Source organism: Pseudomonas moraviensis, assembly GCF_900105805.1.
Lineage (GTDB): Bacteria > Pseudomonadota > Gammaproteobacteria > Pseudomonadales > Pseudomonadaceae > Aquipseudomonas > Aquipseudomonas moraviensis_A.
This window is the reverse complement of the sequence record NZ_LT629788.1, coordinates 5,509,960-5,536,370: the sequence shown is the minus strand read 5'-3', so window position 1 is coordinate 5,536,370 and position 26,411 is coordinate 5,509,960. Positions and strand designations below refer to the sequence as shown.

At 59.8% G+C, this 26,411-nt stretch carries 18 protein-coding genes; 9 read left to right on the top strand and 9 right to left on the bottom strand.

The annotated features are described in order from the left end of the window. The first annotated feature begins 36 nt into the window (after window positions 1-36). The 5 genes from BLU71_RS24750 to nadE all read left to right on the top strand — a co-directional run bounded on the left by BLU71_RS24750 (window position 37) and on the right by nadE (window position 4,251). Window positions 37-1,443, top strand: coding sequence for an alanine/glycine:cation symporter family protein (locus tag BLU71_RS24750; RefSeq protein WP_083354088.1), 1,407 nt, complete (start codon window positions 37-39; stop codon window positions 1,441-1,443). Window positions 1,444-1,629: 186 nt separating this feature from the next. Beyond that, window positions 1,630-1,899, top strand: a complete 270-nt coding sequence (locus tag BLU71_RS24745; RefSeq protein WP_065615510.1) for a hypothetical protein — start codon at window positions 1,630-1,632, stop codon at window positions 1,897-1,899. Further along, a complete protein-coding gene (locus tag BLU71_RS24740) occupies window positions 1,892-2,146 on the top strand; it encodes a hypothetical protein (protein ID WP_065615509.1) in 255 nt (84 codons plus the stop codon). Before BLU71_RS24745 ends, BLU71_RS24740 begins: the two co-directional genes overlap by 8 nt. 49 nt (window positions 2,147-2,195) lie before the next feature. Then, a complete protein-coding gene (gene pncB, locus BLU71_RS24735) occupies window positions 2,196-3,419 on the top strand; it encodes a nicotinate phosphoribosyltransferase (RefSeq protein WP_076565435.1) in 1,224 nt (407 codons plus the stop codon). A 4-nt stretch (window positions 3,420-3,423) separates the two neighbouring features. After that, window positions 3,424-4,251, top strand: coding sequence for an ammonia-dependent NAD(+) synthetase (gene nadE, locus BLU71_RS24730; RefSeq protein WP_083354087.1), 828 nt, complete (start codon window positions 3,424-3,426; stop codon window positions 4,249-4,251). 160 nt (window positions 4,252-4,411) lie between these two features. Here the strand turns inward: nadE and azu are convergent, their stop codons facing one another. Continuing rightward, the gene (gene azu / locus BLU71_RS24725; RefSeq protein WP_064363079.1) at window positions 4,412-4,858 is read right to left on the bottom strand and encodes an azurin; all 447 of its coding nucleotides are present in this window, start codon (window positions 4,856-4,858) and stop codon (window positions 4,412-4,414) included. 342 nt (window positions 4,859-5,200) lie between these two features. Between azu and BLU71_RS24720 the strand changes: the two genes are divergently transcribed. Both BLU71_RS24720 and BLU71_RS24715 read left to right on the top strand, forming a co-directional pair. Continuing rightward, on the top strand, window positions 5,201-5,788 hold the full coding sequence (locus BLU71_RS24720; RefSeq protein ID WP_042608963.1) for a TIGR00730 family Rossman fold protein: 588 nt from the start codon (window positions 5,201-5,203) through the stop codon (window positions 5,786-5,788). A 68-nt stretch (window positions 5,789-5,856) separates the two neighbouring features. After that, window positions 5,857-6,045, top strand: coding sequence for a hypothetical protein (locus BLU71_RS24715; RefSeq protein WP_016771927.1), 189 nt, complete (start codon window positions 5,857-5,859; stop codon window positions 6,043-6,045). 205 nt (window positions 6,046-6,250) lie between these two features. On the opposite strand, the gene BLU71_RS24710 is transcribed toward BLU71_RS24715, so the two are convergent. From BLU71_RS24710 to BLU71_RS24695, 4 genes are all read right to left on the bottom strand, one after another. Further along, window positions 6,251-7,141 carry a transglutaminase family protein gene (locus BLU71_RS24710; protein ID WP_064363081.1) on the bottom strand — a complete coding sequence of 297 codons (891 nt, stop codon included), beginning with the start codon at window positions 7,139-7,141 and terminating at the stop codon, window positions 6,251-6,253. After that, window positions 7,141-9,627, bottom strand: coding sequence for a circularly permuted type 2 ATP-grasp protein (locus BLU71_RS24705; RefSeq protein WP_083354086.1), 2,487 nt, complete (start codon window positions 9,625-9,627; stop codon window positions 7,141-7,143). The genes BLU71_RS24710 and BLU71_RS24705 overlap by 1 nt, the downstream gene beginning before the upstream one ends. Window positions 9,628-9,715: 88 nt before the next feature. Continuing rightward, the gene (locus BLU71_RS24700; protein ID WP_083354085.1) at window positions 9,716-12,991 is read right to left on the bottom strand and encodes a DUF2126 domain-containing protein; all 3,276 of its coding nucleotides are present in this window, start codon (window positions 12,989-12,991) and stop codon (window positions 9,716-9,718) included. Between the two features lie 339 nt (window positions 12,992-13,330). Then, the gene (locus BLU71_RS24695; protein ID WP_064363086.1) at window positions 13,331-15,634 is read right to left on the bottom strand and encodes a YgiQ family radical SAM protein; all 2,304 of its coding nucleotides are present in this window, start codon (window positions 15,632-15,634) and stop codon (window positions 13,331-13,333) included. Between the two features lie 208 nt (window positions 15,635-15,842). Here BLU71_RS24695 and BLU71_RS24690 point away from each other — a divergent pair, with 208 nt between their 5' ends. Both BLU71_RS24690 and BLU71_RS24685 read left to right on the top strand, forming a co-directional pair. Then, on the top strand, window positions 15,843-18,455 hold the full coding sequence (locus BLU71_RS24690) for a hypothetical protein (protein WP_231982444.1): 2,613 nt from the start codon (window positions 15,843-15,845) through the stop codon (window positions 18,453-18,455). Between the two features lie 373 nt (window positions 18,456-18,828). Further along, the gene (locus tag BLU71_RS24685; protein WP_231982443.1) at window positions 18,829-23,223 is read left to right on the top strand and encodes an NEL-type E3 ubiquitin ligase domain-containing protein; all 4,395 of its coding nucleotides are present in this window, start codon (window positions 18,829-18,831) and stop codon (window positions 23,221-23,223) included. A 42-nt stretch (window positions 23,224-23,265) separates the two neighbouring features. Here BLU71_RS24685 and dnaB read toward each other — a convergent pair whose 3' ends face one another. The 4 genes from dnaB to rpsR all read right to left on the bottom strand — a co-directional run bounded on the left by dnaB (window position 23,266) and on the right by rpsR (window position 26,408). Continuing rightward, complete coding sequence (gene dnaB, locus BLU71_RS24680; protein WP_016771936.1) at window positions 23,266-24,663, bottom strand: replicative DNA helicase; 1,398 nt, start codon at window positions 24,661-24,663, stop codon at window positions 23,266-23,268. 119 nt (window positions 24,664-24,782) lie between these two features. Continuing rightward, the gene (gene rplI, locus BLU71_RS24675) at window positions 24,783-25,229 is read right to left on the bottom strand and encodes a 50S ribosomal protein L9 (RefSeq protein WP_003221136.1); all 447 of its coding nucleotides are present in this window, start codon (window positions 25,227-25,229) and stop codon (window positions 24,783-24,785) included. An 18-nt stretch (window positions 25,230-25,247) separates the two neighbouring features. After that, on the bottom strand, window positions 25,248-26,141 hold the full coding sequence (locus BLU71_RS24670) for a hypothetical protein (RefSeq protein ID WP_042608968.1): 894 nt from the start codon (window positions 26,139-26,141) through the stop codon (window positions 25,248-25,250). Window positions 26,142-26,177: 36 nt separating this feature from the next. Next, window positions 26,178-26,408, bottom strand: coding sequence for a 30S ribosomal protein S18 (gene rpsR, locus BLU71_RS24665; RefSeq protein WP_002551829.1), 231 nt, complete (start codon window positions 26,406-26,408; stop codon window positions 26,178-26,180). Window positions 26,409-26,411 lie beyond the last annotated feature (3 nt).

Below are 26,411 nucleotides of genomic sequence, written 5' to 3'. Positions count from 1 at the left end.
GGATTTGCCAGCACTCTTAATAGCAAGGAGCTTTGAATGCTAGATGTCATCAACGATTTTCTTTCGAGCAGGGTATTAATACCATTTGTTCTTGGGCTAGGGGGTTATTTCACGATTCGATCAGGATTTGTTCAACTGCGATACTTCCCCCATATGTTCGGCGTTTTACGCGGTAGCTGGCGCGCAGGCGGCCATCATTTGAGTTCGCTCCAGGCGCTGACGCTCAGCCTCGCCGGGCGCGTGGGTACCGGAAATATCGTCGGGGTCGGTATTGCGGTGAGTATGGGTGGGCCCGGCGCCGTGTTCTGGATGTGGATGACCGCACTTCTGGGTATGTCGAGCAGCTTCTTCGAATGTACGCTGGGCCAGCTCTATAAACGCAGCGATGGCAACGGTCTCTATAGAGGCGGCCCGTCCTGGTACATTCAGCATGGCCTGAACCAGCGCTGGCTCGGGTTGATCGTAGCCATGCTGATGCTGGTGACATTCGGGTTTGCCATCAATGGTCTCGAATCCCATGCGGTATCACACTCCCTGAAAGAAGCGTTTGATTTACCACCCCTGTGGTCGGGGCTGGCGCTTTCATTGATGCTGGGCATCGTATTCATCGGCGGTATAACGCGGATTGCCGCAGTAGCCGACCTACTGGTCCCTCTAAAGGTTCTCGCCTACATCGGCGTGACGGCGTACGTGCTGGTTCTTCAGTTTGAACAAGTACCGACAATGCTGATGACCATTATCAGAAGTGCCTTCGGTCTGGATCAGGCGTTCGGCGGTCTGCTCGGCAGCGCCATCATCATGGGCGTCAGACGCGGAGTATTCTCCAACGAAGCGGGGCTGGGCAGCGCCCCTAATGTCGCGTCAGTGGCGAGGGTCAGCCATCCAGTTGCACAAGGTGTTGTTCAGGCATTGAGCGTTTTCATCGATACGTTCGTGGTCTGCACCTGCACCGCACTGATGATCTTGTTATCCGGCTTTTACACTCCGGGATTTGAAGGCGACGCAATTGCCCTGGCCCAAAACTCGCTGGCAGCGGTTGTCGGGGAGTGGGGAAGAATATTCATAAGCATGGCGTTAGCGCTGTTCGTATTCACGGCAATGCTCTACAACTATTACCTCGGAGAAAACAGCTTGCGATTCATGTTTGGTGAACCTGCAAAAACGCTGATCATCTATCGACTCGTGGTTTTGATAATGGTGTTCCGGGGTGCCAGCGAAGATCTATCCACAGTTCTGGCTTTTGCCGATATCACCATGGCCCTACTGGCGCTTGTAAACCTGATCGCGATGGCCCTCCTTTTCAAGATATGCCTGCGGGTCTTGCATGATTATGAAGTTCAACGTCGCAGTGGAATCAAGACACCCGTTTTTGATTCAAAACTTTTTCTCGATTTAGACCTCGATCCAATTGCATGGCCACCGGCGCCAACACATATCGAATAACGAAACTTAGCGCTCCGACTCTCCACTCGAGAGTCGGTGGGCAGCTCATCCAAGCCAACTCAGCGCAACAGCCTGATTAGTTGAAATAATTACCTTACACAAAATCAACATTCGCAAAGCTGCTACATCAAGAGCAATGAACTCTTCAATCACTTGCCCGCAGACCACCTTGACGGAGTTAATGGCATGAATCGTTTTTATCCGCTGAAAGCAAACGCAACCAACATTCCAACCTTCTTCATAGACTCATATGCCGCGCGCGATCAGTTATTCGAAGACGCGTGTTTCAGAATCCGCGCCGCCACAAGTCTCCTGGAAGCTTTTACGTCCATCACTATCAAGGGCACCAACGACTCTGATTTTTACCGCCTCATACTTCCCGCCTATTTGTTGCTTCAGGACGGCGTAGATACGCTTGAACAGATTTCTTTCAAGGGAGATGGCCTTCATGCCTAAGATAGCAACCGATGAGATGATCAGGGCAGCGATGTTCAAGGCGGTGGAAACAAAGCTGATACCAAGGCACTCGTTACTCGCCGAGTATTTGAAAAGCTGGGAGTGCATCGAGCAAGTTCTTCACGCCGCGCTTGAGGTGCAACCGAAAATGAACAATTTTTGCGGCTTGAGATGTATGGGCTCCGAAGATCTATCACCTGAAAGCAAAAAAGCGCTGGCAATCCCCACCGCCGATATGCGCCACTAGCGCCATCGATATAGACCGCGCCAGGCGCGGCGCAACTGGAGACCCGTTTATGAGCGAGAGTGTGTTTGCCGATCGCATCGTGCAGAACCTGCTCGACACCGACTTCTACAAGCTGACGATGATGCAGGCGGTGCTGCACAACTATCCCAACGTCGAAGTCGAATGGGAGTTCCGCTGCCGCAACGCCGAGGATCTGCGCCCGTATCTGGCCGAGATCCGTCATCAGATCGAGCGCTTGGCCGAACTGAGCCTGAGTGCCGATCAGTTGAGTTTCCTCGAGCGCATCACCTTCCTGAAACCGGATTTCCTGCGCTTCCTCGGTCTGTTCCGCTTCAACCTGCGTTACCTGCACACCGGCATCGAGAACGGCGAGTTGTTCATCCGTCTGCGCGGGCCATGGCTGCATGTGATCCTCTACGAAGTGCCGCTGCTGGCGATCGTCAGCGAAGTGCGCAATCGCTATCGCTACCGGGAGACTTCGCTGGAGCAGGCACGCGAACAGCTGTATCGCAAGTTCGACTGGCTGACCGCCAATGCTTCGGCCGATGAGCTGTCGCAATTGCAGGTCGCCGATTTCGGCACGCGTCGGCGCTTTTCCTTTGGCGTGCAGGCCGAAGTGGTCAACGTGCTCAAGCATGATTTCCCCGGGCGTTTCGTCGGTACCAGCAACGTGCATCTGTCCCGCGAGCTGGACATGAAACCGCTGGGCACCATGGCCCATGAGTGGATCATGGCCCATCAGCAACTCGGCCCGCGCCTGATCGACAGCCAGATCGCCGCGCTCGACTGCTGGGTTCGCGAGTACCGTGGCCTGCTCGGCATTGCCCTCACCGACTGCATTACCACCGATGCGTTTCTTGGCGATTTCGATCTGTTCTTCGCCAAGCTCTTCGACGGTCTGCGCCACGATTCCGGGGACCCGGTAGCGTGGGGTGAAAAGTGCATCGCGCACTATCACAAGCTCGGCATCGACCCGATGAGCAAGACCCTGGTGTTTTCCGACAGTCTGACCCTGCCCAAATCGCTGGAGATTTTCCGCGCGCTGCACGGTCGCATCAATGTGAGCTTCGGCATCGGTACCAACCTCACTTGTGATATCCCGGGTGTCGAACCGATGAGCATCGTGCTTAAAATGACCGCCTGCAACGGCCAGCCGGTGGCGAAGATCTCCGACGAGCCTGGCAAGACCCACTGCAAAGATCCGAATTTCGTCGCCTATTTGCGACATGTGTTCAAGGTTCCTGCCGAATCCAGTCTATCTAGCAAGGAGTGAATTCATGCAAGCCGTACAGCGTGAGATTGCTGAGCAGCTCAAGGTGCAACCACCGTTCGCCGACGATCAGGCCCTGCAGGCGGAAATCGCCCGGCGCCTGACGTTCATCCAGGAATGTCTGGTCAATTCCGGGCTCAAGACCCTGGTGCTGGGCATCAGCGGCGGCGTCGATTCACTGACCGCCGGCCTCCTGGCCCAGCGCGCGGTCCGTGAACTGCGCGAAAAGACCGGCGACGACCGCTACAAATTCATCGCCGTGCGCCTGCCGTATGAAACCCAGTTCGACGAGCACGACGCCAAGGCTTCGCTCGACTGCATCGCCCCTGACGAAATCCACACCGTGAACATTGGCCCGGCGGTCAAGGCGCTGGCTGCTCAGGTGTCGGCGTTTGAAGGCAAACCGGCGGCGTCGGTGGATTTCGTGCTGGGCAATACCAAGGCGCGGATGCGCATGGTGGCGCAGTACACGATTGCCGGGGTGGCGGGCGGCCTGGTGATTGGCACCGACCACGCGGCGGAAGCGGTGATGGGTTTCTTCACCAAGTTCGGTGACGGTGCCTGCGATCTGGCGCCGCTCAGCGGTCTGGTGAAAAATCAGGTGCGCGCAATTGCCCGCAGTTTCGGCGCGCCGGAGTCGCTGGTCGAGAAAGTCCCGACCGCCGATCTCGAAGACCTGTCGCCGGGCAAGCCGGACGAAGCGGCGCACGGCGTGACTTATGCCGAGATCGATGCGTTCCTGCACGGTGCAACGGTGCGGGACGAGGCGGCGAAGATCATTGTCGATACGTACAACAAGACTCATCACAAGCGGGTCATGCCGTTCGCACCGTGAGGTATTGAGGCACCTGTAGGAGCCTGTAGGAGCTGACGAGTGCAACGAGGCTGCGATCTTTTGATCTTGCTTTGAAGATCAAGATCAAGAGATCGCAGCCTTCGGCAGCTCCTGCACAAACAAAAAAAGCGTCCCTCGGGACGCTTTTTTTGTATCTGAATCACTTGACGACGACGGTGCCTTTCATCATCGAGATGTGGCCAGGGAACGAGCAGAAGAAGCCGTATTTTTCAGCGGCATCCAGCTTCGATACGTCAAAGGTCACCGAATCGGTTTCCTTGGCGCCGATGATCTTGGTGTGCGCGATGATGCGGGCGTCGCCATCCTTCAGGTAGCTCTTGTCGATACCGGCGGCCAGGCCGTCGGTAGCGATTGGCTGCATGTCAGCTTCTTTGCTTATCACCAGGTTATGACCCATGACGTTCTTCGGCAGGCTGCCGGAGTGGGTCAGTTCGACGGTGAAGGTCTTGCAGCTCTTGTCGATCACGATTTCCTTGGTGTTGAAGGACATCTGATCGGTGGAATCAACGGTGGTTTTGCACTCGGCAGCCATCAATTGGCTGCTGGCCAGCGCCAGCAGGGATACCGCAACAACTTTGGAAAACATGGTGAATCTCCAAGGCAGGGTTAACAAAAACACTAGTGGTGGAAAGACTGCCTGAAATCATCGCAAGTTCATATGACTTGAGTCAAAAATTGTATACAACTTTCAGGCTATGACACTCATCGACACAATCTAACGGTCATTCCATTCGCTCGGCCCTATGATCGGCCCACCTACTGATACGGAGTGCCTGTCATGTTCTTTAACGGCCTGTTGTGCAGCTTGCTCGCCGCCTACGCCTGTGGCGCCAGCGGTACCTTCGAAGCGCCCGAACGCGAAGTCTGATCCTTGGAGCGCGGAGCGGGAGCCGTTACCCTGTGCGACTGATCGCCTCAGGAGTAACCCATGTCGCTGAAATCCGTTTGTGTATTTTGCGGTGCCAACGCCGGTACCGTGCCAGCCTATACCGAAGCTGCCGTGGCCCTTGGCCGGGCGCTGGCCGAGCGCAAGTTGACCCTGGTCTATGGCGGTGGCGCCGTCGGTTTGATGGGCATTGTCGCTGATGCGGCCCTGGCTGCTGGCGGCGAAGTGATCGGCATCATCCCGCAAAGCCTGATGGACAAGGAGATCGGCCACAAAAGCCTGACCCGTCTCGAAGTGGTCGATGGCATGCACGCGCGCAAAGCGCGGATGGCCGAACTCAGCGATGCGTTCATCGCCCTGCCCGGCGGCCTCGGCACGCTGGAAGAGCTGTTCGAAGTCTGGACCTGGGGCCAGCTCGGCTACCACGGCAAGCCTTTGGGCCTGCTGGAAGTGAACGGTTTCTACAGCAAACTCACGGCTTTTCTCGATCATATCGTCGGCGAAGGCTTCGTTCGCGCGCCACACCGTGACATGCTGCAAGTGAGCGAATCGCCAGATTCCCTGCTCGACGCCCTCGATCAGTGGCAGCCGACCGTCACGCCCAAGTGGGTCGACCAGAAACCCGGTTAACCCCCGGACACCGATACAGGGCAGAATACGCGCCGCTCAACCTCACCTTCGACCCCAGAGGATCGCCCATGGCCAAACCCAATTACTCCTTCGCCAAACGTCAACGAGACCTGGCAAAGGAACAGAAGAAAGAGGAAAAGCTTCAGCGCAAGAAGCAAACCGCTGAAGAAGCGGCACTGAACCCTGACGGTGAAGTGGCGACCGATGATGATGTTGATGCATCCGATGCACCGAAAGATCAGACGCCCGACGCCTGAGCCCCACCGGGTTTGATGATCGAATCAGGCCCTGCGGATTTGTGACGGGGCTGGCGGTTCTGCCGCCGGCCCTCACAGCCCTTTCCAAAACACCCATTTCCCTTGTAGGAGTGAGCCTGCTCGCGATAGCGGTGTGTCAGTCACAACATTTATCGCCTGACACACCGCCATCGCGAGCAGGCTCACTCCTACAGTTTGATCTGCGTTATTCCAGTGGCATCACCGTGACCCGCACTTCCGGGTCGTGATTACCGCCACCGAGAATCACCCCGCGCAACGGCGATACATCGGAGAAGTCCCTTCCCCACGCCAACGTGATGTGTTCCAGCGCCGGCTGCACATTGTTGGTCGGATCGAAATCCACCCATCCCGATACCGGGCAGAATACCGATACCCACGCATGGGAAGCGTCGGCGCCGATCAGCCGTGGCTGCCCCGGCGGTGGCTGGGTCAGCAGGTAACCGCTGACATAACGCGACGCCAGCCCCCGCGAGCGCAGGCAGGCCAGCATCAGGTGGGCAAAGTCCTGACAGACCCCGCGTCGACGCTCCAGCACTTCCACCAGCGGCGTCGCCACCTGGGTGGCGTCGGCATCGAAAGTGAATTCGCTGAATATCTTCTGCATCAGCGCCTGCACGCCGAGCAGCACCGGACGTCCCGGCGGAAAACAGCTGTGCGAGAACTCGACGAAGCTGCGCTTCAAATGCACATAAGGCGACTGGAACCGGTAGCGACAGGCTTCGAGCAAGTCGGCGGACAACGGCTGGCCGCTGTAGGTCAGCGCATCGCGGGTGTGCTCCCACGCCGGGGACTGATTGAAATCCAGCGCCGGTCGCGCCAGCACCTCAACCGTCAGCCGGGCGTTGACCTGCAACTGGTCATGGGGCCGTTCGAAGGCCAGGCGCGTCAGCGGATTGCCGAACACGTCCAGCTCGTCGCGGCGCATGGTCGGCTCGGGGCTGATCAGCAGTTGCTGCTCGGTGCAGCGCTGCCAGCTGCATTCGCGCGGCCACAGGTGCGCCAGTTGCTGCGCGAGGGAGACCGGGCTGTCGTACTGGTAACAGGTGTCGTGAAAGATCTGATACTGAGCGCTCATCACACCGACACCGTACGCTGGCTGACATCATCGACATGGGCGAAATGGCGCAACGCCAGACGATCCGATACCTGGCCGCTGGCCTCGGCGATTTCCTGCAACAGATCGGCCAGACCGTCCAGCGCGGCACGTACGCTGGATTTGCCGAACAGCGGATTTTCCAGACAGCCGAGATCAAACCGCGACAGGCGTTCGACCAGTTGCGGCAATCCGGTCTCGCGAGGCGCAGCGAAATCGTCGTTCAAACGCTTCACCGTGCGGGTCACCAGTTTCAGCTGAAACAACACGGCGTGGGGGTTCTGCTCATCCAGCAACAGCAGATCGAGCACCGGAATCAACTGTGCCACCGCGAGATAGCGCGAGCGATAGGTGATGCTGCTGTTGCCCAGTTCCAGCAACCACTCAAGCCCCGCCTGATCGAACGCACCGGCACCGCGCAGAAACGCGGCCAGACTGCTGCTGAGAAACTGCAAGCGTTCGATGCGTCGGCCGATCATCAGAAAACGCCAGCCTTCGTCGCGGGTCATGTCATCCAGGGCAAACCCCGACAGTGCCGCCAGCGACATCACCAGACGGTTGAGGAAATCCAGCAGTTCGCCGAAGTCCGGCTCATCGACTTCCAGCTCCAGTGCCTCGCGCTGCAATTCGACCAGCGCCTGCCAGTTCTCGCGGGACAGCTTGCCGCGCACTTGCGAGGCGGCCCACTGCAAGCGCTGCAAGTTGGAACGCAGGCTGAACGACCAATCCTCGCCCAGCAACGCAGCGAGCAAGCGTTCCGGCAGTTCGCCTTCATCCGGCAACAGCGCCAGTCGCTCACCGAGATCGACCGCCGCCTGCAACGCTTGCGGATCATCACCATCGACATAGCGCGTGAGCATGATGCGCAGCAGCCGCGCGCTGTCGTCACAGCGTTCGCAGTAGCGGCCGAACCAGAACAGGTTTTCCACCACCCGCGACGGCAAATACGGATCGCGTCGGACCAGATCATGCACGCCGATATTGCGCTGTGCCTTCCACTGCTCGCCACTCGGCGCACGATCGCTCAGCACCCAGGTGTCCTTGCTCGCCCCGCCGCGCTGCATCGACACCACCTCGGCATCGGCGTCGGCCGCCACTCGGGTCAACCCGCCCGGCAATACGCGGTAGCCATCGTGGCTGGCCACGGCGTACATGCGCATGCCAATCGCGCGGGGTTGCAGTTGACCGTCATCGGCTTGCCAGACAGGCGCCTGCGACAGTTGCGCCAGTTCTTGCGCGACATAGGCATAAGGCCGCGCCTGCATGCGTTGCGCCAGCTCCAGGCGCTGACTTTCATTCAAATCACGGCCGAAAACCGGCGCGAAGCTTTGCGACGGGAACGCCGGTTTGATCAGCAGTTCAGGGAGTTTTTCCAGCGCTTGCGCCAGCACTGGTGCCTCGCCGCACCACCAAGTGGCGATCGACGGCAGCATCAGGTCTTCACCAAACAGGAATTGGTTGATCTTCGGCAGAAAGCCCAACAGGCCCGGCGATTCCAGCACCCCGCTGCCGAGCGCATTGGCCACCAGCACCCGCCCTTGACGCACCGCTTCGAGCAGGCCGGGCACGCCCAGCGCCGAGTCGGTTCGCAACTCCAGCGGGTCGCAGAAATCATCGTCGAGGCGGCGCATGATCGCGTGCACCCGGCGCAGGCCGCTGAGGGTTTTCAGGTACACCGTGGCATTGCGCACGGTCAGATCGCCGCCCTCGACCAACGGATAACCGAGCTGGCGGGCCAGATACAGATGCTCGAAATAACTTTCGTTGAAACGCCCTGGGGTCAGCAGCACTACCAACGGTGCGTCATCACCCTCCGGTGCCTGACGCGCCAGGGTTTCCTGCAACGTGCGGAAGAATCCGGCGAGATGCTGAACCTTCAGATCACGGTACAAATCGGGAAAGGCGCGGGAGACGATGGTGCGGTTTTCCAGCGCATAGCCGGCACCGGACGGCGCCTGAGTGCGATCAGCGGTGACCCACCAGCGGCCATCCGGCGTGCGCGCCAGATCCACGGCATACAAATGCAAAAAGGCTGACTCGGGCGGCGCAATGCCCTGACAGGGCCAGAGAAAATTGTTGTGCCCGAACACCAGCTCTGCCGGCAGCAGACCTTCGCTGATCAGCCGTTGCGGGCCGTACAGATCCGCCAGCACCGCATTGAGCAAGCGCCCACGCTGAGCAATGCCGGCGGACAATTGCTGCCACTCATCCGCCGCAATCACATGGGGCAACAGATCCAGTTCCCACGGCCGATCGGCGCCTTTGGGGTCGGCATAGACGTTGTAGGTGACACCGTTTTCCTGAATCTGCCGGGCCAGTAGGGCCTGGCGTTGCACCAGTTGCGCGGGGCTGCTGCGCTGCAACTGATCGAACAGCCGCTGCCAATGCGGACGCACTGCGCCGCTGCCGTCGAGCAGTTCGTGGTAGGTGCCCGCGTTCAGCGGGTAGCGGTCTAGCAGGTCAGGCATGGAAAGCTCGGCAGACAGCAGGGAACGGTCAGACTAACGCAGGCACGTGACACGCGGATATACGAAAAATCCGCGTGTCACGTGAGACTTAGAAACGTCGCAAATCGAGGGTCATCGGCAGTTCGTCACTGATGTCCACTTCAGGTATCGCAAGTTTCCCCGGGGTATGTCCGAGGCGGAAAAACCGCGCCATGCGCCGACTCTCCGCTTCGTTGGCGTTGACCGGCAAGGTCTCGTAATTGCGTCCGCCGGGGTGGGTGACGTGATACTGGCAACCGCCCAGCGAACGTCCCATCCAGGTATCGAGCAGGTCGAACACCAGCGGCGCGTGCACCGCGATGGTCGGGTGCAGACAGTTGGCCGGTTGCCAGGCCCGAAAGCGCACCCCGGCGACAAACTCGCCCACCCGTCCGGTCGGGTGCAACGGCACCGCGACGCCATTGCAGGTCAGCAGATACCGCTGCGGCGCCAGGCCGTTGAGCTTGACCTGCAAGCGCTCCAGCGAAGAATCGACGTAGCGCACCGTGCCGCCCGCCGAGCCCTCCTCGCCCAGCACGTGCCAGGGTTCGAGGGCCTGGCGCAGCTCCAGCTCGATGCCGTTGACGGCGTAGTCGCCGACCTTGGGAAAACGAAATTCCAGATGCGCAGCGAACCACTCCGCGCGCAAAGGATAGCCGGCATGGTTGAGCTCGACGATGACGTCGGCAAAATCCTGCTCGATAAAGTGCGCCAGCAGGAAGCGGTCGTGCAGCTCAGTGCCCCAGCGCGCCAGCTTCGGCGGCGCGTAAGGCTCGCGCCAGAACCTTGCAACCAATGCCCGCAACAGCAACTGCTGGGCCAGACTCATCTGCGCGTGTGGCGGCATCTCAAATGCGCGCAATTCAAGCAAACCGAGACGCCCGGTAGCGCCGTCCGGCGAATACAGTTTGTCGATGCAGAATTCGGCGCGATGGGTGTTGCCGGTAACGTCGATCAGCAGATTGCGCAACAGCCGATCCACCAGCCACGGCGCGCATTCTTCGCCCGGTTCGGGTATCTGCGCGAAAGCGATCTCCAGTTCGTACAAGGCATCATTGCGCGCCTCATCGACCCGTGGCGCCTGGGACGTCGGGCCGATGAACAGCCCGGAAAACAGGTACGACAGCGACGGATGGTTGTGCCAATAACTGATCAGGCTGCGCAGCAGGTCCGGCCGCCGCAGAAATGGTGAATCCGCCGGTGTCGCGCCGCCGAGGACGAAATGGTTGCCGCCGCCGGTACCGGTGTGGCGCCCGTCAATCATGAATTTCTCGGTGGTCAGGCGGGTTTGCCGCGCCTGTTCGTAAAGAAACTCGGTGCGCTCGACCAACTCGTCCCAGGTCGCCGACGGCTGCACGTTGACCTCGATCACACCAGGATCCGGAGTGATCCGGAAATTGCTCAGGCGCGAATCACTCGGCGGCTCATAACCTTCCAGCAGCACCGGGCAATGCAGTTCCTCGGCGGTGGCCTCGATGGCCGACACCAGTTCCAGATAATCCTCGACCCGCTCCAGCGGTGGCATGAACAGATACAGCCGCCCTTCGCGGGCCTCGGCGCAGAATGCGGTGCGGGTCAGCCAGTCAGCGGACTCATCGATTTTCGGCACGCGCTCATCCACCGCAGCCGGCTCGCCGTGAAGCCCGAGTTGCGCGGGATCCGGCAGCTCGGCAAAGTCCTGATTCGGATCGTTGGGATGGATGAACGGATATTCCGCCGCCTTCACCCACGGCTGCGACGCCAGGGGCAAGCGATACCCCAAGGGCGAATCCCCCGGCACCAGACGACAATGTTCATCGCGCAGATACCAGCGCCCGCTCTGCCACTGATCGCCCTTGGCCGTGCGCGCCAGCGGCAGCACCTGACCGATCACCTTGTTCAGGCCCTGACCGAAAACCTTGCGCAGCCGGGAGCGCTCCAACGGATCTTCCAGGCGCGAATCTTCGGCGCTGACGTTGCCGGGCAACGCGCCCTCGCGCCACAGGTAATAGAGATGATCCTCGTAGGCCGGGAAGACAAAGCGCGCAGGCAACTTCAGACGCTCGGCGACGCTGGCCAGAAAGCGCCCGGCCAGTTCGCCGTCGGCGCCGTAGTCCTGCTGCTCGTCGGCAATCAATGCGTCGTTGTGCCAGATCGGCTGTCCGTCGCGGCGCCAGTAACAATTGAGCGACCAGCGCGGCAATTGTTCGCCGGGATACCACTTGCCCTGGCCGAAATGCACCAGCCCCTGCGGCGCGTACTGCTTGCGCATGCGCTGGAACAGTTCGGCGGACAGCCGACGCTTGTCCGGCCCCAGCGCGGCGGTGTTCCATTCGGCGCCGTCGGGGTCATCGATGGAGACGAAGGTCGGCTCGCCGCCCATGGTCAGGCGCACATCGCCTTCGAGCAGGTCGGCGTCGATCTGCCGGCCCAGCGCCTGGATCGCCCGCCATTGCTCATCGGTGTAGGGCCTGGTGACCCTCGGCGCTTCCCAGATTCGCTCGACTGACATCTCGTGGCTGAACTGCGTTTCGCAAGGTTCGACCAGACCACTGATCGGCGCCGCCGAGGACGGATCGGGACTGCAGGCCAACGGGATATGTCCTTCACCAGCGAACAGCCCGGACGTGGCATCGAGGCCGATCCAGCCGGCACCCGGCAGATACACCTCGCACCAGGCATGCAGGTCGGTGAAGTCGACGTCGGTGCCGGACGGGCCGTCGAGGCTTTTCACGTCGGCGGTCAGTTGAATCAGGTAACCGGAGACAAACCGTGCCGCCAGACCGAGATTGCGCAGCAACTGCACCAGCAGCCATGCCGAGTCGCGGCAGGAGCCAGAAGCGTGCTGGAGAGTGTGCTCCGGGGTTTGCACGCCCGGTTCCATGCGAATCAGGTAACCGATGTCTTCGCTGAGACGCTGATTGAGCGCCACCAGAAAATCCACGGCAGGCAGCGGCGTGCGGTCGATGCTGTCCAGGTAAGCCTTGAAGGTCGGGGTCAGCGGCAAGGTTTCCAGGTACGGCGCCAGCTCCTTGCGCTCATCGGCGGCGTAGCTGAACGGAATCTTTTCGGCGTAGGGTTCGAGGAAGAAGTCGAACGGGTTGAACACCGCCATCTCCGCGAGCAGATCGACTTCGATGCGCAGCTCTGTGGTTTTTTCCGGGAATACCAGGCGTGCCAGGTAATTGCCCTGAGGGTCTTGTTGCCAGTTGATGAAATGCTGCTCGGGCGAGACTTTCAGCGCATAGGACAGAATCCGCGTGCGACTGTGGGGCGCCGGGCGCAGGCGGACGATCTGCGGGCCGAGTTCGACAGCGCGGTCGTAGCGATAATGCGTGACGTGATGCAATGCGACATGAATCGACACGGCGTGCCTCCTGCGAGCCTGGGCGTAGAGGAAAGCGCGCAAGACTTATGCCATGCACAGGCCAGCGCGCTTTCTCGAAATGCTCAAGGCAGTACAGCACCAAAACCGGGCGATGCGAGGAAATGCTTTGGCTCAGTTGCACGCAAATGTTGCGGACGCTGATTCTTGCCGTGTTTGATCGGACGCTTTCGCGAGCAGGCTCGCTCCCACATTTGGATTGCGCTCCCCTGTGGGAGCGAGCCTGCTCGCGAAGAGGCTAGCGGCAACAACTAATTTCCTGAGGCCTGAAATGCAAAACGCCAACCCGGAGGTTGGCGTTCTGTTCAGCTTAAGCAGTATTTAGCGCGGCACGACCGGCTTGCGCGTCGGCTTCGGTCCTTTGCCCTTCGCCGCATCCTTGCGCTCCTTGGCCGCCTGCTGGTTGCGGGCAAATGCCGCAGCCTTGGCCTGTTCACGCTTGTCCCACGGATTACCGCCATCACTGGCACGCGGCGGCAGGCCGGTGTGCTGGGTGAGGATCTTGGTGGTCTTCTCTTTGGCGACCTTGTGGCTGCCGGCCGGCGTCGAGTTCTTGCGACGGGCACTCTGGTAGCTGTCGGTCGTCGGCTGATGCGCCGGAATCAACTGATCCTTGCCCGAGCCGATCAGATCGGCGCGGCCCATGCGCACCAACGCTTCACGCAGCATCGGCCAGCCTTTCGGATCGTGGTAACGCAAGAATGCCTTGTGCAGGCGACGCTGCTCTTCGCTCTTGACGATGGTCACGCCGTCGCTCTTGTAGGTGACCTTGCGCAGCGGGTTCTTGCCCGAGTGGTACATCGCCGTGGCGGTGGCCATCGGCGACGGGTAGAACGCCTGCACCTGGTCGGCGCGGAAGCCGTTGCCCTTGAGCCACAGGGCGAGGTTCATCATGTCTTCGTCGGTGGTGCCCGGGTGGGCGGCGATGAAGTACGGAATCAGGTACTGCTCCTTGCCCGCTTCCTTGGTGTACTTCTCGAACATGCGCTTGAACTTGTCATAGCTGCCGATGCCCGGTTTCATCATCTGGTTGAGCGGGCCTTCCTCGGTGTGTTCCGGGGCGATCTTCAGGTAACCGCCGACGTGGTGGGTCACCAGCTCCTTGACGTACTCCGGCGACTCGACGGCGAGGTCGTAACGCAGCCCGGAGGCAATCAGAATCTTCTTCACACCCGGCAACGCACGGGCGCTGCGGTACAGCTGAATCAGCGACGAGTGGTCGGTGTTCAGGTTCGGGCAGATACCGGGGAACACGCAGGACGGCTTGCGGCACGCGGATTCGATTTCCGGGCTCTTGCAGGCAATGCGGTACATGTTCGCAGTCGGGCCGCCGAGGTCGGAAATGACGCCGGTAAAGCCCGGAACCTTGTCGCGGATCTCTTCGATTTCGCGAATGATCGACTCTTCGGAACGGTTCTGGATGATCCGTCCTTCGTGCTCGGTGATCGAGCAGAAAGTGCAGCCACCAAAACAGCCACGCATGATGTTCACCGAGAAACGGATCATGTCGTAGGCGGGGATCTTTTCCTTGCCGTACGCCGGGTGCGGCACACGTGCGTACGGCATGCCGAACACGTAGTCCATTTCTTCGGTGGTCATCGGAATCGGCGGCGGGTTGAACCAGACATCGACCTCGCCATGTTTCTGCACCAGCGCACGGGCGTTGCCCGGGTTGGTTTCCAGGTGCAACACGCGGTTGGCGTGGGCGTACAGAACCGGATCGTTACGCACCTTCTCCATCGACGGCAGGCGGATCACGGTCTTGTCGCGGGTCATGCGCGGGCTGGCCAGAATCTGCACAACCTTGGCTTCCTGCGGATCTTCGACCGGGCCTTTTTCCTGCTCGATGGCGCAGGCCTGAGTGTCCTGGGTATTCACGTACGGGTTGATGATCTTGTCGACCTTGCCCGGACGGTCGATTCGCGTGGAGTCGACTTCGTACCAGCCCTGCGGCGTGTCGCGACGGATGAACGCAGTGCCGCGGACATCGGTGATGTCTTCGATCTTGTGACCCCACGACAGACGCTGGGCGACTTCAACGATGGCCCGCTCGGCATTGCCGTACAGCAGAATGTCGGCGCTGGCGTCGATCAGGATCGAGTTGCGCACGCGATCCTGCCAATAGTCGTAGTGGGCGATGCGGCGCAGCGAGGCTTCGATGCCGCCGAGCACGATCGGTACATGCTTGTAGGCTTCCTTGCAGCGCTGGCTATAGACCAGGCTCGCGCGATCCGGACGCTTGCCGGCCATGCCGCCGGGCGTGTAGGCGTCATCGGAACGGATTTTCTTGTCCGCGGTGTAGCGGTTGATCATCGAGTCCATATTGCCCGCCGCGACGCCGAAGAACAGATTCGGCTCGCCGAGCTTCATGAAGTCGTCTTTGGACTGCCAGTTCGGCTGCGCAATGATCCCGACGCGAAAGCCTTGCGACTCCAGCAGCCGGCCGATGATTGCCATGCCGAACGACGGGTGATCGACGTAGGCATCTCCGGTAACAATGATGATGTCGCACGAATCCCAGCCAAGCTGATCCATCTCCTCCCTGCTCATCGGCAGGAATGGCGCTGGCCCGAAACATTCGGCCCAATATTTTGGATAGTCAAATAACGGCTTGGCTGCTTGCATGTCGACGACCGGTGTTGAAGTGAAAAATCGCGGGCGCGGAATATAGCACAAAAATTAACCAATTCCGACGGCAATGGTCGGTTTCTCTTACAACCACGTCGAGCCTGCCTGACAGCCCGTCACAGTGAAAAAAATCAGCGTTCCAATACAACATCCATTAGTCGAGCATCTGTGCCGACTGATGTGACAACCCTTCAAGGATGAAGCAATGTCACCCAAACAGCCCGCCAAGGGCAGCATCAAAGTCAATCTTCCGACCAGCCCGGATTCGCCGCAGCCAGGCCATAGCGGGCGAGCACCACGGACGCAGCCTGAACCGTCCCTGTCCACCCCTCCTCCGGTGCGGCCGCTCGGCACTCACGGCACAGCCGGCCCTGAGCTGACAAGACAATCTCCAGTCGTCATAGCGCATGCGACTACGGCCTCGGTAGAAAGGGGCGCCACAGGGCCACAATCGCTGGAGCGCTATCGAATCCCGGCTCCTGAACGCTTGTCCCTCGCCAATACCGAGGGTTTGAGGACGTACAAAGGACGCGAATACGTCGATGTCGCGGATGGCGGCATCGTGTTGGTCGGAGTCGATCCGCAGACCGGCCTCTACCGTGCCCAACTCGCCGCCGAGCGGGTTGCCTCGGGTCCGCTCATGCTGCGTGACACTGGCAGCGGACTGTGGCATTCGCTCAACGACGGTGACGCCGTTACGTTGGCCGACACTCACCTGCAGACGTTTCACACGCCTGTGCATATCACCGACGCCAAGGTCGACAGCGACGGGTTGGTGCGCCATGAGGGTCGGCTATACCTGACCCTGCACAATCACGTTTATCGGGTCATGCACGATGTGAGCGCCTCCACTGCGACACAAAAAGCCTGGCGTATCGTCAACCAGAAAGACCCCGTGGCAGCCGACAGCGCAAACATCTACCGGGTCAGCCGCAGCGGCGAGACGCGGCCGGTCAGGCGCGATGACGGCAGTCGCTGGGTCTATCACCTGCCAGACCTGAAAAAAGTCATTCAGGACGCAGAGATTGCGCGCTTGAGTAAAGATACGCTGATGCAGATGTATGAGCCTTTTCACAAGGCCCACACCGATTTGACCAACTCGTCGGCACGTCATAACACCCTCTGGGAAGAAACCCGGAAACTGCCAGAGGGCAGCGCAGAGCGAAACGCAAAATTGCTGAGCCTTGAAGTGCACCTGCTCAAGCATGTGCAAAAGCAGGCGGATTTCGTGGAATCGCTGGTACTCAACAGGAAATGGCTGGTCCTTGCCAAAGCCGGCGGGTTGTTCAAGGAGGAACTGCACACCTTTCGCATAGAACGCGGCGAATTCCTCAACCGCCTCATGGCGGTCATGGACCTGAGGGTCAAGCCTACGATTTCCAGGCTGGATGCCGACAGTTGCAAAAAGATCATTCCTCACCTGAACAAGAAACTGAGGTTTATCGAAGAACGTGAAGTGGTGTTGGCAGAAATCAGAAAAGCCGCGCCTGGAGCGGAGCCGATACTCGAAGAAATCAGGCAGCAAGTACCGTCGGCCGAGCGCATCAACTTCAACAAGCTGACCCTTTACGTACACCTTTATGCGGGCACGCCAGACCATTCGCCCAACACCACCATGCCATCGCTTTCCTGTGTCGACCTGGTCACCGGAGACCTGAAAAACATTCCGCAACACGAGCACCCGATGGCGCTGCTCTTGAGCCTTGACCAGATCAGGGCGGACAGGTCCCGATTTGCAATGCAACTGGTCGCCAACGCTGACACCGATGCTGTGAAGGCCGGCTATCTCAGGGAAATCCTCAATCTGATTGATCCACTCGAGACGCGGATCGAAAACAGGCTCAGCGGCATTCTGGAATCGATCGGCCGCGATCGGGAACTGCCCGACATCGACCACGACATCGATTTCGATTTCCTGCCAGCGCAGCCCGACCCTTCCGAAAGTCCCCGCCCCCTGACACCGAGGAAAGTATTCCGGGTCCGCCAACACGGCACCTACCGGGTTCTGGTCGGCGAAACGGAAACCGCTCAGGACGGCAATGTCATCGTCAGGGTTCCAGACCCGTTGCGCCCGGGCTCTCCCTCCGCCCGCTATGAGAAACGACAGGGTGAATGGTTGCCAGTGCGACCGCCTATCGCCAGCACCCCAAGACCCCAGCTGGTCGCCGAGGCGAAACGGTTACTGACCGATGTCGAACAACATGTTGCCAAGGCCAGGGTGGATGAAACGAGAAAAGCCAATCCGAGCGAGATTGTCGAAGACCTGAGCAAAGAAACCGAGCGTATGAACGAGCAGGCGAGACGCCTGGAAGGCCATGAGGACGCGCCCGGTGACCGCGAAATCCTCGACCTGGCTGCGCGTTTGCGAACCGCTGCCAGGTTACTGGAAGCGCATGGCCGAAGCGTTCTTGTGCGCATGTACAAGAACAGCGACGTGCTCGACATCATGCGTTTGAATTATCTGATGGATGCCGACGAAGTCAGCGTGAGCAAAACCGTTGATCGCAAGCAGTTGGGCAAAGGCAAGAGCAAGTCATTTCTCGACGTTTATTCGATCACTGATCGCGCCAATGACGCACCGCTGTGGGAGGCACATTTCCACTATGACCAGCCCGACGCCCCGCCCCTGAGTTTCACCACACGGGGCGGCCACCTTAAAACCCTAGAACAGAGCCGACGCGGCATCGACGCTCAGCGCCGTGACGAACAGGCCGGCTTGCCGCACGTGGCGATCTGGCGCCAGACCTTCGATGGCAAGACCGCGAGCAAAATATTTGCACTGGCCAACCCGGCTGCTGTGCCCGCCAGGGCTGAGTGAAGGACTCGGGACAACACGATCCATCAGGCAATGACGCCGACCCTGCCATCAGTTCCCGTTCAGTCGGGCTGATGCGCAAACCCTGCAAGGATAGAAAGACATGCCCGTTAAATCGCCTCCCAGAGGAAACAGTTCCGGCAACCCCCCGGTTCGGCAAAACGCTGTGCCAGACGTGGACACCCCGCGTCTCGACTTGCCACTGCGCACAGCTTCAGAGATCTCGATACCCGGTGGGCAGTCATCACGACCGGGCCGCTTGCCAACGCCAGCCGATATCGACGCGATCGAGCCGGCACCAGGCGTCACGGTTCATCAGCCCGGGTCGCCCATTGATAATGCGCATGGGGCAAGTCAGTCCCTGGAGCACTACTGGGTGCCCGCGGCCAGCGGCTTGTCGGATCGCAATGCTGACGGTTTGAGAACGCACAAGGGCCGTCAGTACGTCGACGTGCCCGGTGGCATCGTACTGGTCGGCAAGGATCCGGAAACGGGACTGTACAGAGCCAGACGGCCCAGCGAGTCCAGCCCCTCGGGCCCGGTGCTGCTGCGCGACTCCAGTTCAGGTGTCTGGCATGAGCTGGAACAATTCGAACCGATCGGTATCGCGTTGTCGGCCACCCGCCTGGAGGCATTCCGTACACCGCTGGACTTCAGCGGCTTGCAAAGCGGCAACGATGGTCTGCACCGGTTCAACGGCAAACTGTATGCGGTGATCGATAACCACAGCTATCAAGTGCTGCACGACGTTGATGCGTCAACCCCGTCGACGACGGTGATGCGTATCGTCCGTGCGCAGGATCCGGTTGCCCGCGACAGCGCCAATACGTATATCGCCACGCGTCCGGGGCGGTCGGAACCGATTATTTTCGATGCCCGCGAAGGCTGGCTGGGAACCGAGGTCGGCGGTGCCGGCGGCATGTTCCGTAGCGAGTCGGGCGCCCCCGCACACCCAGGCCTGTTGCAACGGCTTGCCACGGCGGTCAATCGTTTGCGTACCCCTGAGTCACGTGCACGAAAGCTCTTTCCGGCACTCGACAGCGAGGGAATCACTCGACTTCTGCGCTCGAAGGGGGAAAACGTCAGCAGCTTTCTGAGCCAGCGCGAGAATGAATACACGTTGCTCAAGGCAGAACTCGCTGCCTGGATCAAGAAGACTTCCCCAGAGTCCGCCACCGACCCTGCGCACCCCGCGGTGGAGCATGCGGTCGAGGAAATCAAACGCTGCTGGAAGCGCCAGACCGGGGAGACGCTGAAACTTGACCTGGGGGATGCAATCCTCGCCCCACTGACTGCCGATTTCAGCCATGTACGCACGCTGGAGTTGAAAGCGCTTGCCTGGACTGACAGCGCCGACACCTTCCTCGGCAGTTTTCCCAACCTCGAAAAACTCTCGGTCACCCACTCCTCACTGGATAAGCTGCCCGCCGGCATTGCGAAGATGTCCGGTCTCAAAACCCTGGAGCTGAACTCCAATCACATCGAGCTGAGTGAGCAAACGGCGATAGAACTCGGCGCGCTCCACCAGCTAGAACAACTGGATCTGTCGGGTAACCCGCTCGGAAAAACGCCGGACTTCAGCGGCATGTCGCAACTGCGGTCATTGAACCTGAGCAACGCCGGACTGCAGAGCTGGCCCAGCGGTCTGCGCGAGCAGGGGGCACTGCAGGTGGTCGACCTGCGCAACAACCAACTGCGCGAAATTCCGCAGGCGATCCTCAATCCGCCCAGCGATCAATTCTTGGCCAGCGCCCGTATCAACTCGGTCACCCTGATTGAAGGCAACCCCTTCCCTGCCGGCTATTGGCGATCCCTCGAAGTGTACTGGCGGCGTGTGGCGAACGATTTTCCATCGATGCGCACTGACTCTCGAGCAGATGCGTTCAGACTGGATGGGGAAATTCCTGAATTAGCGATGGTACGACGCATGTACCCGGACAAGGATGTGCAAGCCGCCAGGGAGTATCTGATCGGCCTAGGTGATGACGCCGAGACTCGGATAGCCCAACGGATCGCCGGTTTCGAACTGCTGGAAACGCAACTGCAAGCTTATATAGCCGACAGTCAACCCGGCCCGGCCAGCGTCATGGGGCCGGACAGGATCAACGCAACGCGCCTGGCAAGAATCATCAGAGGCTGCTGGCTGGGCGACTCGGATGGCGTGCTGAAACTGCCACCGATGTACGGCCCGCTGCCATTGCTGACCGTGGACTTCAGTCACGTCAGAACCCTCGAACTCGACTCGGTGATCTGGTCGGACACGGCCACTACTCTCCTGTCCAACTGCCCCAATCTGCAAAGCCTGACCATTGTCCACTCAGGCCTTGAAAAATTACCCGCCAGGATTGCCGAGCTGGACAAACTCAGCCATCTGAACCTGAGTTCAAACCGGATAAAGCTGGATGAGCAAAGCGCTTCGGCAGTGAGTGCATTGCATCAGTTGAAACACATCGATCTGTCCAACAACCAACTGCGTACAGTGCCCGACTTCAGCGCCATGTCCGGCTTGCAGGTCTTGAATCTGAAAAACACCGGCCTCAATCAGTGGCCGGTCGGGCTGCTGGATAAAACCGGCTTGACCAGCCTGGACCTGCGCGACAATCGCTTGAGCGAGGTTCCCCAGGCAAACCTCAACCCGACACCCGAGACGCTGTCCGTTGTCGCGCGAATCAACAATGTCACGCGGCTTGAAGGCAACGACTTTCCGGCTGCGTACTGGCGAAAATTCGACAGCTACTGGAAGCGCCTCAAAGAATCTCACCCCGAACTGATGGAGCCCGCCCACCCCGCCGTGTTCGATAGCGAAAACTCGAGGGCGCAACGCTATCGAACTCTGTATCCGGCCAAAACCATTAAAGAGTGCAGAGAATTCATCTGGAATCATGACCGAGGCACCGTTGCCCCGCGCTTGCTCGCGCTGGAACAAGAGTTCGAACAGCTGAAAGGCCAGCTCGACGATTGGGTGTTTTCCGGCGCTGGCAACAGGCAGCATTACGTGCGTGCCAATGAACTGCAAGTCAACGCCATGACCCGCAATGACCGCACCACCGCGCGTGATCGAATCATCAGTTGCTGGCGGCGTGAAACGGCGCAGGTGCACGCTTTTGATGGCTCGCCAATTGGCCTGGAACTTGACTTGAGCGGCCTGACCTTGCCGACGCTGCCGGATCTGAGCATGGACTTCAGTCACGTTGGCTCACTGCGGTTGAGCGGAATGAGCCTGACGGCGTCTCCGGAAGGTTTCCTCACCCGCTTTCGTCATGTGCGCTGGCTCGACATGTCGAGCAACGGGCTGGGGGACTTACCGCCGGCCGTGGGCGAAATGCATGGGATGACGCGGCTGTTCTTGCAGAACAACCAACTTGAACTCAACGCGGAAACGGCGCAAATACTGGCCGAACGCACTACCCTCAGAGCACTCTGGATAGACAATAATCCGCATCTTGGCGTGCTACCGGACTTCAGCCAGATCCCCGATATGCGTGAAGCCAGTCTGGCGAACACCGGAATCTCACAGTGGCCGACCGGCCTGTTCGATCAACCCCGGCTGACCAGAATCGATCTGAGCGACAATCAGATCACCACGATTCCTGAGTTTGTCACCCCAGTGGCCGTCGAGCGCCTGGCGCATTCGGTTCAGGTCAACAGTGGCACGCTGGTGAGCAATAACCCGTTGTCTGACGCCAGCCGCCTGCAGTTGCAAGCCTACGGCGAGCGACTGAGGCTGGCGAGAACGCCACTGAACCGAAGATCCAACCTGATCTCGACGTCTGTCACCGTTACCCGGCGCCCCATTGCAAGAAACAACATGGAACCGGACCCGCAATGGACCGCGGGATTAACCGTCGATGAAGTCTCCCGCAGAACAGCGCAATGGCGCACATTGCGCGAACATGAAGGCTCGGACGGCTTCTTCAACATCCTGGCAAGCCGCGTTCACCACGCCGATTTCCGGCGCCAGGCCTGGGACGTGATCGATGTCATCACCCAAGACAATCCGCAGTCGCGAACCTTGCGCAGGGAGCTGTTCGCTCGCGCATGCGAAGCCGGTTGCACTGACCTCGCCGCAGCGACGTTCACCGACCTGCAGGTGCTGGCCATGACGCACAAGGCTCGCGTGCAGGCCAGACAGGACCTGCAGGGCGGGCCATTGGTGGAATTGTCCAAAGGATTGTTTCGTTTGAAGCACGTTGACGAGATTGCGGCAGCAGAGATCGCGTCGAGCAAGGCAATCATCGACAATCCGGCAACATCCCCGGAGCTGCGAAACAGCCACAGCCTGCGCATCCGCGATCCCCATGAAATGACCATGGCTTATCGCTTTGGCCTCAAGGATCGGCTGCAATTACCGTTTCAACCGCAATCCCTCACTTTTATCGGCATGGCCGGGGTGACTCCGGCCATGCTGGAGGTGGCTTATAAAAAGGTCATTGCGCTGGACGGTTCGCCCGAAGAATTTCAGGCGCTGGTATCGATGGATTTCTGGCAGGACTTCATCGTTCACAAATACCAGGCGCAATTCGATGCGAGCCGCCAGCCGTTTCAGGATCGGCAAGAGATGCTGGACAGCCAGTCAGCGCAACGCCTGCTGACCGACGCTCAATACAAATCAAAAACCGATGATGTGACGGCGCAGCTGGCGATTGTCGAAGCGACTTTGATTCAAACGCTGACGCGCAAGGAACTGCAGCCCCGAGCGACCGTCGAGGCACCTGCTGTAGACGGCACGCCTGCGGACGAAAGTCCGGGACCAAGCGGCGCGACTGGGTAAGCGGTGCAGCGTGACAGCGGGCCGGTCGATTTCGTCCTGCTGTCACTCGTCGTCGTCGAAGTTGTAGCTGCCAGGCGCAAGGTTTTCAAAACGCGTGTACTTGCCGATGAACGCCAGCCGAATGAACCCGATCGGACCGTTACGCTGCTTGCCGATGATGATTTCGGCGATGCCCTTGTGCTCGGTTTCCGGGTGATACACCTCGTCACGGTAAACGAACATGATCACGTCGGCGTCCTGCTCGATCGCTCCGGATTCCCGCAAGTCGGAGTTCACCGGGCGCTTGTTGGGACGTTGTTCAAGGGAACGGTTGAGCTGCGACAGGGCGACTACCGGGCAGTTGAATTCCTTGGCCAGCGCTTTCAGCGATCGCGAAATCTCGGAGATCTCGTTGGTTCGGTTGTCACCGCTGGACCCGGGGATCTGCATCAGTTGCAGGTAGTCGATCATGATCAGACCGACGTCGCCATGCTCACGCACCAGGCGCCGGGTTCGCGCGCGCATTTCCGAAGGACTGATACCCGCGGTGTCATCGATGAACAGTTTGCGATCGTTGAGCAGGTTGACCGCCGAAGTCAGGCGCGGCCAGTCATCGTCTTCGAGCTGACCGGAACGCACCTTGGTCTGGTCGATCCGGCCGAGCGACGACAGCATACGCATGATCAGCGATTCGCCTGGCATCTCGAGGGAGTAGACCAGCACCGCTTTCTCGCTGCGCAACACGGCGTTTTCCACCAGGTTCATTGCGAAGGTGGTCTTACCCATCGACGGACGGCCGGCGACGATGATCAGGTCGGACGGCTGCAAGCCGCTGGTTTTCTCGTCGAGATCCGTGTAGCCGGTGGACAGGCCGGTGATCGCGTCTGCAGTGTTGAACAGGGTATCGATGCGGTCGATGGCCTTGGTCAGCAGCTCGTTGACGCCGACCGGGCCGCCGGTCTTCGGCCGCGCTTCGGCGATCTGGAAGATCTGCCGTTCGGCTTCGTCGAGGATTTCTTCGGCAGTACGGCCTTCCGGGTTGAAGGCGCTGTCGGCGATCTCGGTGCTGATCCCGATCAGTTGGCGCAACGTCGCACGCTGGCGGACGATCTGCGCATAGGCCTTGATGTTGGCGACGGACGGCGTGTTTTTCGCCAGTTCGCCAAGATAGCCGAGGCCGCCGACTTGCGACGTCTGACCTTCCTTGTCCAATTGCTCGGCAAGGGTCACGACGTCGATCGGCGAGTTCTGATCGGCCAGTTTGGCGATGGCACGGAAGATCAGGCGGTGGTCATGTCGATAGAAATCGCCGTCGGAGACTTGATCGAGCACGCGTTCCCAGGCGTTGTTGTCCAGCATCAGACCACCGAGTACGGCCTGTTCGGCCTCGATGGAATGCGGCGGCACCTTCAGGGCAGCGGTTTGCAGATCGTATTGCTCGGGAGCGGAGATATCGTTCATGGCCACTTGAGTATTAGTGAAAAGCGGGGAATTCAGAAAGACAAAGGGCACGACCTGTAAACAGGATCGTGCCCGATGTTAACCGTCTGACGGACAAGCCGCCAGCCGATCGATGTTGCTTAAGCTGCTACCACGACAACGCGTACGGTGGCTTCAACTTCGGCGTGCAGGTGCACGGCCACGTCGAATTCACCCACGTTGCGGATGGTGCCGTTCGGCAGACGAACTTCGCTCTTCTGCACTTCAACGCCGGAAGCGGTCAGTGCGTCAGCGATGTCATGAGTACCGATCGAACCGAACAGCTTGCCTTCGTCGCCAGCGGTGGCAGTGATGGTCACTTCCAGCTCGGCCAGTTGGGCAGCACGGCTTTCAGCCGATGCCTTACGGTCTGCGGCAGCTTTTTCCAGCTCGGCGCGACGCTCTTCGAACGCAGCCAGGTTGGCAGCGGTCGCAGCGGTAGCCTTGCCGAAAGGCAGCAGGTAGTTACGGCCGTAACCGGCCTTAACGTTTACTTTGTCGCCCAGGTTGCCCAGGTTGGCGATTTTTTCCAGAAGGATCAGTTGCATGTGAAAATCCTCTAACTTTTAACCTTCACCGTTCGCGCTGTCGGTGTCTTTCGACACGTGACGACCGCGAAAATCAATCAGGCTGTCGACAATGGCCAGAACCACGAGCAACGGATAGATCAGCTGCATGAACAACAGCAGCGTGACGTACAACCCCACCAGCCAGAAACCGGCCAGTCGCTTCTGCCCGACCAGCCCATGAATCAGGGCCAGCCCGGCGAACACCAGCGGTACACTGCACAACGGCGTCAACATGGCCATCTGTGCACCGAGATTCGGGCCCAGAAGCATCAACGCCAGCAGTAACATCGCCGGCCCCAGCGGGATGCGGATGGCGCGAAACTCGCGACCGAAACCACCCGGGTTGTACAACAACGCCTGCCAATGCCGCCCGACAATCAGGCTCAGCACGCTGACGATCTGCAACAAGGCCGCAATCAGTCCGGTCAGGACCGGTGCAATCAGGGACGCGAAACGCGCTTGCTCATCGACCGACAATTGCTTGTAGGTCTCACCGAGAAGCGCCGGCATGACCTTTATAAGGGCCTGTGCGAGCATCTCGATCTGGGCCGCAAACGCGACCCCGAGCACCACTGAAAACACCACTCCGATCACTACGCTGACCAGCAGCGTACGGACCCAGGATTCGCTTGCGCGCAAAACCAACGCAAGCACCGCAGACCCCAGCAGCACCAGAAGTGCCCGTGGGTCGTCGGCATACAGCCACCAGATCAAGGCTGGCAGCAGTCCCAGGGACAGAACGCCAAGGGCGTCCGCCAATCCGCGCCGCAGCAGCACAAGGCTCCCGGCGGCAGCACCCAACCAATACAACAACGGCAATGTTGCACATCCGGCCACCACGAGAGTGGCCTGCATTCGGCCTCGCATGATGAACTCAGCTAAGGCGCGCATGCATTCAATCCTTTGCTACTTGTCGACTGCCCGGTCTCAGCGGCCGTGGCTGTCGGTGTAGGCCAGCAGGGCCAGGAAGCGGGCGCGCTTGATAGCGGTGGCCAGCTGACGCTGATAACGAGCTTTGGTACCGGTGATGCGGCTTGGAACGATTTTGCCGGTCTCGGATACGTAGGCTTTCAGAGTGTTGAGATCTTTGTAATCGATCTCTTTCACGTCTTCAGCGGTGAAGCGGCAGAATTTACGACGACGGAAGAAACGTGCCATTTG